Source organism: Arcobacter denitrificans (SeqCode) (assembly GCF_048571185.1).
GTDB classification, from domain to species: domain Bacteria; phylum Campylobacterota; class Campylobacteria; order Campylobacterales; family Arcobacteraceae; genus Arcobacter; species Arcobacter denitrificans.
The window spans coordinates 436,760-453,468 of record NZ_CP182350.1; the positions used below are offsets into that span (position 1 = coordinate 436,760).

17 protein-coding genes and 3 tRNA genes are annotated in these 16,709 nt (G+C 30.4%); 4 read left to right on the forward strand and 16 right to left on the reverse strand.

All coding sequences use genetic code 11. The annotated features are described in order from the left end of the window. Positions 1 to 24: 24 nt before the first annotated feature. The 10 genes from ACNI28_RS02255 to ACNI28_RS02300 all read right to left on the reverse strand — a co-directional run bounded on the left by ACNI28_RS02255 (position 25) and on the right by ACNI28_RS02300 (position 11,828). Entirely contained in the window at positions 25 to 360 is a 336-nt protein-coding gene (locus ACNI28_RS02255) for a hypothetical protein (RefSeq protein WP_419765261.1), read from the reverse strand. Then, positions 347 to 712, reverse strand: a complete 366-nt coding sequence (locus tag ACNI28_RS02260; RefSeq protein ID WP_419765263.1) for a hypothetical protein — start codon at positions 710 to 712, stop codon at positions 347 to 349. Before ACNI28_RS02260 ends, ACNI28_RS02255 begins: the two co-directional genes overlap by 14 nt. Continuing rightward, positions 703 to 1,032: a hypothetical protein gene (locus ACNI28_RS02265; RefSeq protein WP_419765265.1), complete on the reverse strand. Its 330-nt coding sequence runs from the start codon at positions 1,030 to 1,032 to the stop codon at positions 703 to 705. The genes ACNI28_RS02260 and ACNI28_RS02265 overlap by 10 nt, the downstream gene beginning before the upstream one ends. Further along, the gene (locus tag ACNI28_RS02270) at positions 1,029 to 1,697 is read right to left on the reverse strand and encodes a hypothetical protein (RefSeq protein ID WP_419765266.1); all 669 of its coding nucleotides are present in this window, start codon (positions 1,695 to 1,697) and stop codon (positions 1,029 to 1,031) included. Before ACNI28_RS02270 ends, ACNI28_RS02265 begins: the two co-directional genes overlap by 4 nt. A gap of 102 nt (positions 1,698 to 1,799) precedes the next feature. Next, positions 1,800 to 2,063 (reverse strand): hypothetical protein, encoded by a 264-nt coding sequence (locus ACNI28_RS02275; protein ID WP_419765267.1) that lies wholly within the window; start codon positions 2,061 to 2,063, stop codon positions 1,800 to 1,802. Position 2,064: 1 nt separating this feature from the next. Then, positions 2,065 to 4,437, reverse strand: coding sequence for a DUF637 domain-containing protein (locus tag ACNI28_RS02280; RefSeq protein WP_419765268.1), 2,373 nt, complete (start codon positions 4,435 to 4,437; stop codon positions 2,065 to 2,067). Continuing rightward, on the reverse strand, positions 4,434 to 4,784 hold the full coding sequence (locus tag ACNI28_RS02285) for a hypothetical protein (protein WP_419765269.1): 351 nt from the start codon (positions 4,782 to 4,784) through the stop codon (positions 4,434 to 4,436). Before ACNI28_RS02285 ends, ACNI28_RS02280 begins: the two co-directional genes overlap by 4 nt. Next, positions 4,784 to 6,079 carry a DUF637 domain-containing protein gene (locus tag ACNI28_RS02290; protein ID WP_419766439.1) on the reverse strand — a complete coding sequence of 432 codons (1,296 nt, stop codon included), beginning with the start codon at positions 6,077 to 6,079 and terminating at the stop codon, positions 4,784 to 4,786. Before ACNI28_RS02290 ends, ACNI28_RS02285 begins: the two co-directional genes overlap by 1 nt. Positions 6,080 to 6,109: 30 nt before the next feature. Further along, positions 6,110 to 6,373, reverse strand: a complete 264-nt coding sequence (locus tag ACNI28_RS02295; protein WP_419765267.1) for a hypothetical protein — start codon at positions 6,371 to 6,373, stop codon at positions 6,110 to 6,112. A gap of 1 nt (position 6,374) precedes the next feature. Beyond that, entirely contained in the window at positions 6,375 to 11,828 is a 5,454-nt protein-coding gene (locus tag ACNI28_RS02300; RefSeq protein ID WP_419766440.1) for a two-partner secretion domain-containing protein, read from the reverse strand. A gap of 57 nt (positions 11,829 to 11,885) precedes the next feature. On the opposite strand from ACNI28_RS02300, the gene ACNI28_RS02305 reads away from it, so the two are divergent. The 4 genes from ACNI28_RS02305 (at position 11,886) to ACNI28_RS02320 (ending at position 14,577) form a co-directional block, all read left to right on the forward strand. Beyond that, positions 11,886 to 13,039 (forward strand): IS3 family transposase gene (locus ACNI28_RS02305; protein ID WP_419765270.1). Its coding sequence is split into 2 segments (ribosomal slippage): positions 11,886 to 12,126 and positions 12,126 to 13,039, totalling 1,155 coding nucleotides; the frame shifts between segments, so codons are not numbered across the junction. Positions 13,040 to 13,177: 138 nt separating this feature from the next. Next, entirely contained in the window at positions 13,178 to 13,390 is a 213-nt protein-coding gene (locus ACNI28_RS02310; protein WP_419765272.1) for a hypothetical protein, read from the forward strand. Positions 13,391 to 13,531: 141 nt separating this feature from the next. Then, a complete protein-coding gene (locus ACNI28_RS02315) occupies positions 13,532 to 14,020 on the forward strand; it encodes a helix-turn-helix domain-containing protein (RefSeq protein WP_419765273.1) in 489 nt (162 codons plus the stop codon). Continuing rightward, a complete protein-coding gene (locus ACNI28_RS02320; protein WP_419765274.1) occupies positions 14,020 to 14,577 on the forward strand; it encodes a DUF6036 family nucleotidyltransferase in 558 nt (185 codons plus the stop codon). Before ACNI28_RS02315 ends, ACNI28_RS02320 begins: the two co-directional genes overlap by 1 nt. A 111-nt stretch (positions 14,578 to 14,688) precedes the next feature. On the opposite strand, the gene ACNI28_RS02325 is transcribed toward ACNI28_RS02320, so the two are convergent. From ACNI28_RS02325 to ribH, 6 genes are all read right to left on the reverse strand, one after another. Continuing rightward, positions 14,689 to 14,765, reverse strand: a tRNA-Gly gene (locus ACNI28_RS02325). Positions 14,766 to 14,867: 102 nt separating this feature from the next. Continuing rightward, positions 14,868 to 14,944: transfer RNA gene (locus ACNI28_RS02330), tRNA-Ile, on the reverse strand. Positions 14,945 to 14,959: 15 nt separating this feature from the next. Further along, a tRNA-Ser gene (locus ACNI28_RS02335) sits at positions 14,960 to 15,050 on the reverse strand. Between the two features lie 102 nt (positions 15,051 to 15,152). Next, positions 15,153 to 15,839 (reverse strand): orotidine-5'-phosphate decarboxylase, encoded by a 687-nt coding sequence (pyrF, locus tag ACNI28_RS02340; protein WP_419765275.1) that lies wholly within the window; start codon positions 15,837 to 15,839, stop codon positions 15,153 to 15,155. Next, positions 15,839 to 16,237: a transcription antitermination factor NusB gene (nusB, locus tag ACNI28_RS02345; protein WP_419765277.1), complete on the reverse strand. Its 399-nt coding sequence runs from the start codon at positions 16,235 to 16,237 to the stop codon at positions 15,839 to 15,841. The genes pyrF and nusB overlap by 1 nt, the downstream gene beginning before the upstream one ends. 1 nt (position 16,238) lies before the next feature. Continuing rightward, positions 16,239 to 16,709, reverse strand: coding sequence for a 6,7-dimethyl-8-ribityllumazine synthase (gene ribH, locus ACNI28_RS02350; protein WP_419765278.1), 471 nt, complete (start codon positions 16,707 to 16,709; stop codon positions 16,239 to 16,241).

Consider the following 16,709-nt stretch of genomic DNA (forward strand, 5'->3'; position numbering starts at 1 on the left):
AATATATTTACTCATAACTTTTACTTAAAATGATAATATCCATTTTTGTTGTTTTTTACAATATTCTTTACCTGATATTACTTCCCACCTTACTGGTATTTGCTTCGAATCATTTTTTCTTGTAATAAATCCATAAACACATTCTTTAGGGACATTTCTTTTATTATTATTTCTTATATATATATATTCATTTTCATTATAATTTTGCTTTATATAACCTCTTAAATAATTATTAAAGCTAGTATTGTTTTGGATAATAGAATTATTCAATTTTTGAAATGTATCGTAACTCTTAGGTCCGATGTAACACCCTGAAAACATAAATAATATCAGAATAAAAAATAAATTATTTATTCTCATTTTGTATCTCCTGTGCTAGCTGTTTATTTTGATTATATGTTTCCATTATCTTATCGACTTTTTTCTGCTCTTGTTTTTGCATATTGTTTATATCATTAATTTCATTAATATTGTTTTGTATAAATGGTGCTGCTGCAAGTGGAGCCGCAGGGATAAGCAACAATCCACTTGCCGTATTTACAAGATTACTATCACTTTTTAAAAATGTTGTACCATCTATATTCTCATAATTCCAACTAGACATAAAGTCATGTGGTCCTGCAAAGTATTCCACTGTTTTATCAACTACTCCACCTTCAGCATACGGCATTTTTAAAATAAGTTGTCTTGTTGTGTAACTAGTTACATCCACATTCCAACTCCTGGTGTTTCCTTGCAATATTCTTCCCCAGATATTATAATCCAATCTATAACTTTTTCAGGATTTTCATCCCTATTTGTTAAATAACCATAAACACACCTCAAATCATCACCATTAAATTTGTAGATATATCTATTTTCATCATAAATTTCTCTACGCTCTTTATGTTGTTTTGGAATAAGTTGATTATTATGCTTTAATACAAAGTATTCTCTTTTATATTTAAATGAATTATAAGTTGCTGTTTTAAAATAACAACCATTTAAGACAAAAATAAATAATAAACTAAGTACAATGTTTCTAATTTTCATCTGTTATCCTTGACATTATTTATAACTTCTTCCGCTTTTTTCTCTTCTTGTTTTTGTATATAGTTTATACCATTAATTTCATTAATATTGTTTTGTATAAATGGTGCCGCTGCCAATGGTACAGCAGGGATAAGTAACAATCCACTTGCTGTATTTACTAAACCTCCATTATTCTTTAAATATGTAACTCCATCTATATTTTCATAGTTCCAGCTAGACATAAAGTCATGTGGTCCTGCGAAATGCTCTATTACATTATCTTTAAAACTTCCTGCTTCATATGGTGTTCCGAATAATCTTCCTTCTCCCATTTGAGCTCCACCAGTTGGTGCATCAATTGGTTTAGTTGTTAATATTCCATTTTCATAAACTTTTTCTGGATGACTTCCCCCACCTTTTCTACCATCTCCATTTATACCTTCACTTAACTCTCCATTGCCAACATAATTATAGTTATCAAATATATATTTTCTCATTTGTAATGCTCCATCATTAAATACTGATAAAGCTGCCCCTGTTTTAAATCCATCTTTAAATTCTCCACCCATTATCTCAGAACTAATACCTTGTGCAGTTCCTCTAACAGCAGCATTTTGAGCATAATCAGAAAAAGTCATATTTTTATTTAATGAATCTATTGATAATACAGTATTTGCATAACTCATAACCCCTGCACTTATTGCTCCTAGAACTAAGGCTTTTGTATTTAGTTTAAAGCTATTTCCTGTGATTGATATGAATAAGTTATCGTTATCACTTGACCACCATCATTTAGCAACACCTCTATCTTCACTTGGTTTAAAAACTAAAAATTCATCATGTTTATATTCTCTACATTCTTCGGCAAAATTTAAAACTAAATCTTTATTATCATTATATTCATCAAAAAAATCTTTTGTAATCCAATAATACTCCTCATAGTCAATCATTCTATTAGAAACAGGTATTGATAAATAGTATTTCCCACTATATTCTTCTTTTCCCATTGAAAAAAAGTTCTTTTTATCTACAATTAAATCTGTGAACTTCATATTATTCCTTAAATTCTATAATTGTTGTATTATATTGAGATTTAGATATATTCCCCACATCAATTACCGCCTCTAATTTACCAGATGGTAATTTTCCACCAGGAATCCATAAATTATTTACTCCTGCTTCATTTCCTGAAGGAATTCTTATATTTAATTCTTTAGGTTGAGGAATATCTATACGTACTATTTTATTTGTTTCTAAAAAACCAGAAGGTAACCCTAACTCTTTTTCTACTATGCTAGAATTTCCTTTTGCATTTATTAATAATAAATCTGCTTGCTGTTTAGTCATAATAAAAGAAGTTCCATCACTTTGAGCTATTCCATATTTATTAAAGTTTGATTCAGTTGTAAATCTTACTGCACCATCATTAAACTTTTCTAATTGAGATTCCATTTGAACTTTAGACATATAAGTAGATGGATTTGGTCGTTGACCTTTAGGAATAGATATAATTTTTTGAATTTTAACATTATCGATTGATTTGGTAACATTAACAGTTATATCTTTCTCAACAACCTTACCAACAGTCCCAACTTCAAGAGCAGTTGAACTTATCCCCTTTGATACTCCTCCTGTTAATCCAAACTTACCTATTGGAAGTGTTGATAAAGATATATCTTTCATCCCAATCGTATTATCAGGTATCCAACTACTATCTTTATATTGTTCTTCTGTTGATGTGAAATATTGTTGTGGTTGGGATGTTACTATTCCTTTATATTGGTCTGTAAAAGTTAAACCATTACTATTAACTTGTAAATACTCAAAAGCATTTTGTAAATCTTCTTTTGTATATGTTAATCCAACCTCTTTTAATTTTGCATCTTCCCATGCTTTTGTGGATTTATCATTATAATATTTTCCTGCGGTATATAAAATTTGTTGAGATTTTAGTATTTGCTTATCTGTTGGATTGTCTGTATTATATATTTTTTTTGCATAATCTTTTGATTTCTCTTCTATAAACTTAATTTCATCTTGATGCAACTGTCTATTATAAAGTTCTCCTGCTGTTGCTATTTCCATCCCTGATTTAGCTCCAGCATCACCATCAACTAATCCTCCAACTAATATTCCTGTTAGTTGTGATATAAAAAGTTGCCCCTCTCTAGAAGAATTTGCTGTTAATGGAGACAATGCCTCTCTTGCTCCTGCACTTAATGCTCCTGCTAAAATATCATCTCCATTTATTGCAGCTATTCCTGCTCCTGTTGCTGTATGCAGAAGTGTTTTTGTTAAACCTCCATCTTTTAAAGATTTATTTTCCTCTCCTAGATACTTATTCATTGAAGTATTACCAACTTCATTAAAAGCTTCTTGAGCAATTAAATCTGAACCTGCCATAGCTAGATTTGATACTAAACTATCTTTAAAATCAGTTCCATAAACAGCAGATTGAATACCTGTTTTTACTGTAGTATTTACTGTTGTTTGTGCTATTTTTTGTGCTGTTCCAGTTAACCCCATTTTGGAAACATCTATCATTGAACTAGCATAAGACATAACCCCTGCACTTATTGCTCCTAGGACTAAGGCTTTTGAATTTAGTTTAAAGCTATTTCCTGTGATTGCTGATGTTACTAATTGGGTTGTTACTCCTGTCACTACGGATTGTACTACTGCTGCTTGAATAGTAGCTGTTGTCAAGGCACTTGCAGCAGCGGTTGCAGTTGCAGCGGCGGCTGCTGTTCCTGTGGCAGCTGCTGTTGCTGCGGCTGTTGTTGCTGTTGTTGCTGCTGCTTGTACTCCCATCAATGCAGCTCCTGCTCCTGCTGTACAAACTGCTACTATAACTGCTACTATAAGTTGTCCTACTCCTGTTAAAGAGGTTGTACTTACATCCCACTCTTTTGAGGTAGCTATTTGTTTTATTAGATTTATTTGGTCTATACTTAGGTCATATTGACTTGAAAGGGTTTTTACTAGATTATCTACTTTTAATTCATTTGTTATATCTTTATTATTAAAGATTAACTTATCTGTTTGTATTTTTGCTTCTACAACCTTTTCTTTTACATGTCCTTTTGAGGTTATAGTTTTTGTCATAAAACCACTTGAGTCTTCAAAGTAGCTTTCATAATCTACATCTTTCTTACTCATCAAAGTTAGAATATCTGCTGTGATTTGTGCTTGATTTGCTATGATTTGAGAAGCTATTAAGTTTGTATCTTTTGAGGTGATATTTACATTATTTGCTTTTAGTATTGAGGATACTATTGTTTTGGTGTCTTTGGTTTGGGCTAGTTTTAATTTCCCTCCAAAGAATCCTCCTTTTACTTCATGTTTTAAATCAAAGAACTCTTGCTTTGTTGCTTCTTTTATTGTTAGGGTTTCTTTTTTAGTTAATAAAAAGAGATTTACACTCATTGGTTTTTATTATCTTTTTCTTCAGGATATTTTTCATAATACTCTTCTAATTCTATAGTATCTACATCTTTACAGTTTTTACATTTACCTTTTTCTAGTTCATTGTATGTGAATGTTTCTTTGCAGGTTGGGCATTTGGTGTATTCAATTTCTTTGATATTTTCATTTTTAGCTATTTTTTTTATTTTAAATAATAAATACAAACAAAAAAGAGCAAGTAGTAATCCAAATAATTTAAAAATAGGATAATCATCTGTTTTTAATGTTACCCCACGAAAATTATACTCATCAATAAAGATAAATGATACACCTATCATAAAAAATAAAAATGCTGTTATTCTATCCATTATTTATTGTCCTGATTGATTGTATATTGTATATATTTCTCTAATCCATACCCTGTTAAAAACCCTCTTGTTCCCCATTTACTATTAGCAGGAATACCAGGAAAAGCACTTTCTATATAATCTAAGCTATTTCCTGTAATTTTTAAAGGATTAGCTAAATATTTACCAGTCAAATTAGGAGCAAACTTATTAGCTTGACCAATTACACCTAATGTTACATTATCATAAAGTTGTCCAGTTTTTTGGGCAACAACTGAAATAGATTTACTCCCAATAGTTTCTGTAGCTTTAACAACTGTAGTTCCTACTTTCCCAAAAGGAATAAAATATGCCGGGTCAACCATTGCATCTGGTGTTTTAAAATCTACGCTACTATTATTAAATTGTTCTTGTGTTGAAGATAATATTGGTTGTGAGTGCAATTCAACTCCTTTATAAAATCCACCTATCGTTTTATCCTTAGATTGTAAAGCTAAAGCATTTATTGTTTTAAACATTTCTGCTGGGTTAAGTTGTACTTTATCTCCAATTACAGGGATTAGTCCTGCTTGTTTTTGTTCATCACTTAAACCTAGAAAAACATTATTTTGATACTCTTTGTCATTATAATACATTAATATTGAATATAACTCTTTTTTTGCTTGGGTTAAAGATATACCTTTTTCTTTACTATAGGCTTCTGCATTATTTTCTATTAATGCTTTTTCTTTAGCATGAAGCTGTCTATTAAACTCAGTTCCACTTTGAGCAATAATTTGTCCCATACCTATTTGGTCTTCTCCTCCTACTGCTCCTGCACTTAATCCTCCTATTAATCCTGAAAGTGCTAGTTGTCTTTCATTATCTATTCCATCTAGTAAGGGAGAAGCTAATTCATTTACTCCTGCTGCTATTGCTCCTGCTTTAATATCTTCTCCTAGAAGTGCAGCTGTTGTTGCTCCTACTGCACTATGAAGTGCTACTTTTTCTAAGCTTCCATCTGCGTATGCTTTAAACATAGAAGTATCACCTACATATCTAAATCCTACATTTGATATATCTGTTACTAATCCTGTTTTTAAACTATCCTCAAAATCAGTTCCATAAACAGCAGAATTAACTCCACTTTTTACTACTGTATTTGCTACACCTCTTTGAACTTGTTGGGTAAGGGAGATTTTTTCAGTTTTTGCTAATTTATCTAATCCTAGCGAACTATCTATCATTGAACTAGCATAAGACATAACCCCTGCACTTATTGCTCCTAGAACTAAGGCTTTTGTATTTAGTTTAAAGCTATTTCCTGTGATTGATATGAATAAGTTATCGTTATCACTTGACCACCATCATTTAGCAACACCTCTATCTTCACTTGGTTTAAAAACTAAAAATTCATCATGTTTATATTCTCTACATTCTTCGGCAAAATTTAAAACTAAATCTTTATTATCATTATATTCATCAAAAAAATCTTTTGTAATCCAATAATACTCCTCATAGTCAATCATTCTATTAGAAACAGGTATTGATAAATAGTATTTCCCACTATATTCTTCTTTTCCCATTGAAAAAAAGTTCTTTTTATCTACAATTAAATCTGTGAACTTCATATTATTCCTTAAATTCTATAATTGTTGTATTATATTGAGATTTAGATATATTCCCCACATCAATTACCGCCTCTAATTTACCAGATGGTAATTTTCCACCAGGAATCCATAAATTATTTACTCCTGCTTCATTTCCTGAAGGAATTCTTATATTTAATTCTTTAGGTTGAGGAATATCTATACGTACTATTTTATTTGTTTCTAAAAAACCAGAAGGTAACCCTAACTCTTTTTCTACTATGCTAGAATTTCCTTTTGCATTTATTAATAATAAATCTGCTTGCTGTTTAGTCATAATAAAAGAAGTTCCATCACTTTGAGCTATTCCATATTTATTAAAGTTTGATTCAGTTGTAAATCTTACTGCACCATCATTAAACTTTTCTAATTGAGATTCCATTTGAACTTTAGACATATAAGTAGATGGATTTGGTCGTTGACCTTTAGGAATAGATATAATTTTTTGAATTTTAACATTATCGATTGATTTGGTAACATTAACAGTTATATCTTTCTCAACAACCTTACCAACAGTCCCAACTTCAAGAGCAGTTGAACTTATCCCCTTTGATACTCCTCCTGTTAATCCAAACTTACCTATTGGAAGTGTTGATAAAGATATATCTTTCATCCCAATCGTATTATCAGGTATCCAACTACTATCTTTATATTGTTCTTCTGTTGATGTGAAATATTGTTGTGGTTGGGATGTTACTATTCCTTTATATTGGTCTGTAAAAGTTAAACCATTACTATTAACTTGTAAATACTCAAAAGCATTTTGTAAATCTTCTTTTGTATATGTTAATCCAACCTCTTTTAATTTTGCATCTTCCCATGCTTTTGTGGATTTATCATTATAATATTTTCCTGCGGTATATAAAATTTGTTGAGATTTTAGTATTTGCTTATCTGTTGGATTGTCTGTATTATATATTTTTTTTGCATAATCTTTTGATTTCTTTTCTATAAACTTAATTTCATCTTGATGCAACTGTCTATTATAAAGTTCTCCTGCTGTTGCTATTTCCATCCCTGATTTAGCTCCAGCATCACCATCAACTAATCCTCCAACTAATATTCCTGTTAGTTGTGATATAAAAAGTTGCCCCTCTCTAGAAGAATTTGCTGTTAATGGAGACAATGCCTCTCTTGCTCCTGCACTTAATGCTCCTGCTAAAATATCATCTCCATTTATTGCAGCTATTCCTGCTCCTGTTGCTGTATGCAGAAGTGTTTTTGTTAAACCTCCATCTTTTAAAGATTTATTTTCCTCTCCTAGATACTTATTCATTGAAGTATTACCAACTTCATTAAAAGCTTCTTGAGCAATTAAATCTGAACCTGCCATAGCTAGATTTGATACTAAACTATCTTTAAAATCAGTTCCATAAACAGCAGATTGAATACCTGTTTTTACTGTAGTATTTACTGTTGTTTGTGCTATTTTTTGTGCTGTTCCAGTTAACCCCATTTTGGAAACATCTATCATTGAACTAGCATAAGACATAACCCCTGCACTTATTGCTCCTAGAACTAAGGCTTTTGAATTTAGTTTAAAGCTATTTCCTGTGATTGCTGATGTTACTAATTGGGTTGTTACTCCTGTCACTACGGATTGTACTACTGCTGCTTGAATAGTAGCTGTTGTCAAGGCACTTGCAGCAGCGGTTGCAGTTGCAGCGGCGGCTGCTGTTCCTGTGGCAGCTGCTGTTGCTGCGGCTGTTGTTGCTGTTGTTGCTGCTGCTTGTACTCCCATCAATGCAGCTCCTGCTCCTGCTGTACAAACTGCTACTATAACTGCTACTATAAGTTGTCCTACTCCTGTTAAAGAGGTTGTACTTACATCCCACTCTTTTGAGGTAGCTATTTGTTTTATTAGATTTATTTGGTCTATACTTAGGTCATATTGACTTGAAAGGGTTTTTACTAGATTATCTACTTTTAATTCATTTGTTATATCTTTATTATTAAAGATTAACTTATCTGTTTGTATTTTTGCTTCTACAACCTTTTCTTTTACATGTCCTTTTGAGGTTATAGTTTTTGTCATAAAACCACTTGAGTCTTCAAAGTAGCTTTCATAATCTACATCTTTCTTACTCATCAAGGTTAGAATATCTGCTGTGATTTGTGCTTCATTTGCTATGATTTGAGAAGCTATTAAGTTTGTATCTTTTGAGGTGATATTTACATTATTTGCTTTTAGTATTGAGGATACTATTGTTTTGGTGTCTTTGGTTTGGGCTAGTTTTACTCCTCCTCCAAAGAATCCTCCTTTTACTTCATGTTTTAAATCAAAGTAGCTTTCATTTGTTGCTTCTTTTATAATCACATTATTTTTAGCAATAAGATTCAAATTTTCATTTACATTTATATTTGAAGCTTGAACAATTATATTATCACTTTGTACATTTAGATTATTTGCTTCTATATGTGAACTTATTTGCTCTGTTTTAGATTCTTTTCTATATCCTGTTTTTGTAGTATTATCGAAATTGTTTCTTGTCTCTTTTGAGGCTATATTTACATCACCATTTTGACTTACTAAATTTACATCTTGAGAAGCTTTTAGATTTGTTCCTATTAGGTTTATATCTTCTTTTGTTTGGATATTTATATTTTTATTTGAGATTATATTTGAGCTTTCAGAAACTAAGGTATTAGTTTCAGTTCCATTATCTAGCTTTCTTGTTATATCTTTTGTGGCTACATCTGAGGTAAACTTATCGGAAGTGATATTTACATCATCTCCTTGTATAGTTGCACTTAGGTTTGTGATATTATTGTTTGCATTTAAAGTTACATCATTATTTGCTTGAAGTTTCCCTCCTGCGTTTAGTATATCATTTTGTGCTTTTATTACTAAATCATTTCCTGCTTGTATTTTCCCTGTATTTACTAGGTTTGTAGTATCTAGTTTTATATCTCCATTGGCTAAGATTAGTGAGGCATTTTCATTATCTACATTTGATAGATATACTACAGGTACAAGAACTTTTTCTCCATTTACTATTTGTTCTTCCATCCAAACTATATCTTTGTTTAGAGATATTATCTGTTCTTTTGAGAGGGAGATTCCAAGGGATAGTTCTAAGTCTTTTTGAACATCTAAAGCGTTATTCATTAGATAGGTAAATTGTTCTGCATCACTTGTTATATTTGAAGCTAAATATCTTTTTCCACTTTGAGTAAATACAGATTCTCTTACTATTTTACTCTCATACAAACCATCACCTAGACGTTTAATAGTTTCTTCTGGTTTATAGTTTAGTTTACCTAACATATAATCACTACTTATAAAGGTATTATAAGAAGTAAATGCTGGATTCTTTTCTATAAGATAGTTTTGGTCTTTTGAGTAGATATATAATCCAAACTCACTTTTTGGAAGTTGAATTTTTACTTTGTTTGTATCTGGGTCTACTTCAACACTATCTAAAGTCTCATCTAGTTTTAGTGTACTTCCAGTTGAACCAAGTGGTGCTTGATTTGATTTTATATCTATGTTATTTACACTTGCTACATTTCCTATTATATCTCTAGCAGATGAAATTGTTGAATATTTTTCCCCTATTGTTTTATAAGTTGTACTTGAAGGAAGGGATGCCCAAGAATAATGTGTACTATGAAAAAGACCTCCTCCTCCAGATACATATTGATATCTTCCACCTAGTGTACTTTTACGATAAAGTGTCTCCCCTGAGTTATTTAAAGAATCACCCACTATATTTAAAGTATCATTTGATGATATTTGAGATAGATAATTTCTTGTATTATTTACATACAAATTCATCTTTTTAGCTGAAAGAATAGTTGCAGGATTTGGAATAGTATCTATCTTTTCATCTTTTGTGCTTATTGAGGCTATTCTTCTTACTTCATTTCCAGGGAGATTATAGTGAAGTGAATTATATGCATATGGTCTATATGAAACTCCAAATTTATTTGCATATTCATTTAACTTACTATTTAGAGCACTAGAACTTGCATACCTTATTGTATAGGCATACAAATCACGTACACCATTGTCACCATAAAATTCAACACCTGCTTTATATTTACTTGGGATGCTATATACTAGTGAATAAGGTATATAACCTTGAGGACCACCAGAACTTTCTAAAAAATAGCCACTTCCATATGTACTTTCTCCTCCATAAGGGTTAAGAATTACATAATCCCTTTTATACATATTAGAAGCTGTACTTAGTCTCCCTTCTTTAGCTAATTCGCCCACAGCCCAGCCTATTGGCAGTTCTGAATTAGAGTCAAAATTCTCAGTAGAGACATAAATATCCTCTTTTAAAGGAGTATCTGTAATATTTTGTAACTCATTAGCATATATAGTCATATCTCCATTTATTGTCTCTATATTTGCTTTTTCATTTTTGATTAGAGCAGTTTTTTGTGTATCTTTTCCAATGGTTAGATTATTATAAGCCAAGACATTTGCAAACTCATGATTATACAAACTATTCTTTACATACAAGTACATATCATTGCCACTAAAAAGTGTGGCATAGTTATCTAAGCTGTTTACATTAAAAGTCATATCTGATTCATTATTAAAGTAGCCTCTATTTTCTACGCTATTTGAAGTTATATTTATACTATTTGTTGCATTTACTTCATTTGTATTTTTTACATTATCTGCACCAGCTATGGTTATATCATTTGCAGTAACTTTTGATAAAGTAATATCCCCTGCTGAATTTAAAACTACGCTATCCGAAGCAAGTACTTCACTAGATAAATTTACTCCAACACCTTTATCGCTACTTATTAGTTCTATAGTATTTGCATAAATTCCACCTAATAGTGCTGAGTCAATAGATACTCCACTTCCAAGAGTTTCATTACTTGTTACATTTCCAGCTAAATCTATATGATTATCTCCAGTGGCTACTTTTAGATTATCAGCATAAAATTTTGCATTGATTTGAAGAGCTTTTGAGTAGAGTTCTACTTTGTTTATGTTATTTACATTGAACCCATCTCCTTCAATAAGAATTTGACCTTGTGTAATATCAAAGCCATTAACAAAACCATTTAAAAATGTTGGTCTTCCAGTTGTCAGTGTTGCTTTATTTGTATTTATAAATCCTCCACCATTTACAGTAATACCATTGGGGTTGGCTACTATTACATCTGCTCTTGCTCCTGCAACTTCTGAATAACCTTTTAGTAAAGATTTATTTGTTCCTGTTACTTCATTTAAGATAACACTGGCATTATTTGTAAGGTTTGGATTATATGAAATATATCCTGCAAGTTGAGTGTTAGTAACTGTTTTAGAGTTATTAAGAATAAGTCCTTTTGGGTTTACATTATATTCTTTAAATTTATTGTGGGACATTCCTTGTGAGTTTGGATTAACTATATTTACTATTTGTACACCATTAGGTGCTTTATCTAAAGTGGAATGACCCCAATAAACTAGACATAATTTAATTCAGTAAATTAATATATCAATGATAAAAATCATTGTAAAATTTGCAAAGGTTAAAAAATGGCAAGAATAGTATATAGTGAAGAATTTAGATTAGAAGCAGTTAATCAAGTTATTAAAAATGGGTATAGCATAACAGATACAGCAAATCGCTTAGGTGTAAATAGTAATTCACTTCGTAATTGGATTAAACGATTAGAGTCCCCAGAAGCAATAGAAAAACATAAAATATTGGATTCCTCAAGTGCAGAGATTAAAAAACTACAAAGAGAACTCAAAAGAGTTACAGAAGAACGAGATATCTTAAAAAAGGCCGCGGTGTACTTTGCAAGCCACACAAACTAAAATACTCTTTTATTAAAGAATATAGTTCACTTTATGCAGTAAGAAAACTATGTAAAGTGATGCAAGTACACCATAGTGGATATTATCAGTGGCTCACACAACCCATTTCAAATAGAGAACAATCGAATCAGAAACTCACTATTCACATAAAAGAGCTATTTAAAGAGTGTAATGGGATTTATGGATATAGAAATATTCATAAAGATTTAATAGCATCAGGTATTATTGTAAATAAAAAAAGAGTAGCAAGACTTATGACTCAAGCTAAGTTATATGGTGTAGGAACCTATAAACGCAAACCAAAGCATAAAGCTGGTGCTAAACATAAAGCATATACAAATCATTTACAACAATGTTTTATCGCTAATAAACCTAATGAAAGTTGGGTTAGTGATATAACATATATTCGAACGCATGAAGGATGGATATATTTAGCAACTGTTATAGACTTATTTTCTAGAAAAGTTATTGGATGGGATACAAGTCATAGAATGACAACACCATTAGTTTTAAATGCAATGAAAATGGCTACACAAAGAATAAATAAGATAAATTCAAAGGTTATACTTCACTCAGATCAAGGGAGTCAATATAGTTCTTATGATTATAAAGTATTTGCAAATAAACATAATATTATTCCTAGTATGAGTAGACGAGGGAATTGTTATGATAACGCAGTTGCTGAGAGTTTTTTTAAAACACTTAAAAAAGAGCTAGTTCGTAAGCATGTATTTATAACAAGAGAGGTAGCAAAATCAAAGATATTTGAATATATTGAGATGTTTTATAATGCAAAAAGAAGACATAGTTATTTAGGACATATAAGTCCAAATGAATTTGAAAAAAGATACAATAATTCTGTTAAATAAGTTTAGGTATTAACTGAATTATTTAATGTCTATGATATTGGGGTCATTCCAATCAGTAAATTTGGCAGAGATAAACAATTTGAATTAACAAGTGAAGAGGTTCAAGACTGGTGTCGTAACAATATTAATATAATTAATTTGACATGTAATAATTTAAGTATTACAATTGAAGAATTATCTGAAGCTATCGGATATGAAACTAAAATTCTTAATGATACTATAAATGATAATATAACTATAACCAAATCAATATCCAAAGCTGTTGAACTTTACAGAAAAAACATAGAACTTGAAGAAAAATTAAAAGAATCAGAAAATATAAAATCCATCCTAAAAAAATGGCTACTTTAAAAAAAGCATTAAATCAGATTAAATGATTATATATGGATTCAAAGTGATAATAAATTTTAAAAAATCTAATAGTTCAAGCCATATGGGTTGACAAAAACGGCAATAATTGCCTATAATTATAAAAAATATAAAGGAGTTCATATGACACAGAAACAAATGAATGACTTATTGGGTGTTTCAGATAGAACATTAAGACATTGGAAAAATAGTGAAAGAAAAGATCTATATCATTTATTAGAAAACCTAGATTATGAAAATGCAAAAAAATTATTAGTAAGAGATACAGACAAAGATTTAAAACAACTTTTGGAAAATGAAAAATATTTTACTAATCAAAGGGATTTTGAAAGAAAACTTTATCCTCTTTTAACTTCAGGATTAGATGTTAATTTATTATTGAAATTCACAAAAGATAGAACATTGACATTAGGTGCAAGAGCAAGAGCTGGATATTTATATAGCTTTTTAACAAACAAAGTTGCTAATTTAAATTTTAAAACAAAACCAAATGTTGGATTTTATTATGATAATAAAAATGAAACAAAAAATGGATTAGCAAATATGTATGGATTGACTAGTGGAATAGATGTAGCTAGATTTAATCAATATAAAATGACTGGTAGCTTTTAATGTTAGCTTTTGAAAATAGTTTTAAAAATGCTATTTATAAGATGATGGATATTATTAGTGAACAAATACCTAATAATGTGGCTTATCCAATTAAAGCATATATTACAGGTGGTTGTGCCGTTCACTTTTATACTAACAATAGAGTATCTGATGATGTAGATTTGATATTATCTCATAGAGTAAAAATACCTGGAGATTTATCAGTTGTTTGGTTAGATGAAAATGAGAATATTAACCAGGTCTCTTATGATCATACATATAATCCAACACTTGGATTATTACATGAAGATTTTGAAGATAGAGCAGAGTTGATAAAAACTATTGATGATAAGTTTGAAATATATACTCTAAGTCCAGTTGATTTAATAATAACAAAGATATCAAGATATGCTTCAAATGATGAAGAAGATATAAACAATATAATCAAATGTTGCAATATAGATAAAAACCTACTCTCTGAATTAGCAAATGATGCTATAAATGTAAGTGTTGCAATTAATAAAAAGGATGCTTTATTGAAGCTTTCTTGGATTATAGAAAAAATTGATAAAAAATAATTAATATAAATTACAACTGGTATACATAGAAAATAGCCGTATTATAGTTAAGTTTAAAATAAAAAAGCCCTATGAAAAAGAATCAAATTCTCTTTCATAGGGCTTTTTTAATGGAGCGGGAGACGAGACTCGAACTCGCGACAATCTGCTTGGAAGGCAGAAGCTCTAGCCAACTGAGCTACTCCCGCTTTTTTATAAGTTGTATTAAAAATGTATTAAAAATAAATTTTTACATTTTTAAAAGAAGTTTATAAAACTTCATCTAAGTACCATCAAATGGTGCTTAAAAGTGGTGGGTCTACTGTGACTCGAACACAGGACCACTCGGTTATGAGCCGAGTGCTCTAACCAACTGAGCTATAGACCCGAACTAATTCAATAGTGGCGGACAGTGAGAGATTCGAACTCTCGGTACCGTTGCCAGTACGCATCCTTAGCAGGGATGTGGTTTCAGCCAGCTCACCCAACTGTCCTCTTTGAATTAGGACTGTGATTTTAGACAAATAAAGTTAAAAAATCGCTTAATTTTTGCTATTTTTTTACTTTATTTATAAATTTTTTTTGATTGAAAAGATTTAAATATTTTCTAAGATTTTTTTTACTACATCTTTAGGATTTGTATCTTTATATATTGGTCTTCCAACCACTATAAAATCAACTGAATTTTCTTTTGCAAATGGTATATCTGCTACTCTCTTTTGATCTCCTGCATCTTCACCAAAAGGTCTAATTCCAGGACAAAGAGTGATAAAACTATCTGAAGTATTTTTTTTGATATCTAAACTTTCAAAGGCAGAACAAACAACGCCATCAACACCTGAGTTATATGTATCTTTTGCTAGTTTGGTAGCTTTTGTTGAGATATCTTCATTATATATTGCTTTAAAACTCTCATTATCAAAAGAGGTCAATGCAGTAACTGCTAAAACTAAAGGTCTATTTGGAATATCTTTGATTCTCTCCATGACAGTTTGCATGGCATTTTCTCCAGCACTTGCATGTACATTAAATATATCTACAAGTCCAAACTTTGATATCTCTTCAGCTGCATCAGCCATAGTATTTGGTATGTCATAAAGTTTCAAATCCAAAAAAATCTTGAATTTAGGATTGATAGCTTTCAAATCCTCTAAAAACTCTTTTCCATCTCTAATATATGATCTAAGTCCTACTTTTAACCATACATCAAAATCTTTTATCTCTTTTACTATTGCAAGGTTTTCTTTAGCACTTGGCAAGTCCAATGAAATACAAAGTTTCATTAAACTTCCTTACTAACTTTATCCAATACACCATTTATAAACTTTGGTGCACCATCACTAGCTAGTCTTTTTGATAATTCAATTGCTTCATTTATTATAATAGCTCTATCTAGTGTTTCATAAAGTATTTCATAAATAGCAAGTCTTAAAATAGATTTTTCTACAGAACCAATATCTTTTATTGTTCCTTGATTAAGATGAGATTCGATATGTTTATTAATAACTGCATAGTTATTTACTACGCCATTAAATAAATTTAGTGCAAACTCTTTTTGCTTGTTTCTTATTTTTTTGTCTTCTAGGATTTCATCTACAAATTTTACAATCCCTTCATTTCCTAAGTCATATGCATATAAAAGGCCTATTACAGACTCTCTTGCTTGTGTTCTTGTTGCCAATCTATTTTCCCATCTCTTTATATAAATCTAACATCTCAATAATAGTAATCATAGCTTCAGAACCTTTGTTCCCTACTTTACTTCCCGCTCTCTCTATGGCTTGTTCAATTGTATCAGTTGTTAAAACACCATTTGCTACAGGTTTTCCTGATTTGATACCAACTGTTGCGATACCTTTTGTAGCTTCAGCTGAAATATAATCAAAATGTGGAGTTGCCCCTCTTATAACTGCACCTACACAACATACAGCATCATATTTGTCTGATGCCAATGCTTTTTCTAGGGCAAAAGGAATTTCAAATGCACCAGGAACTAAAACTAAATCAAGGTTTGCTTCATTTCCACCATGTCTAACAAAGGCATCTTTTGCACCTTCAACTAATCTATCAGTAATAATATGATTAAATCTTCCATTTATAATAAGAACTTTTTCGCTACCGTCAAGTCTTAATTTACCTTCAATAATATTCAT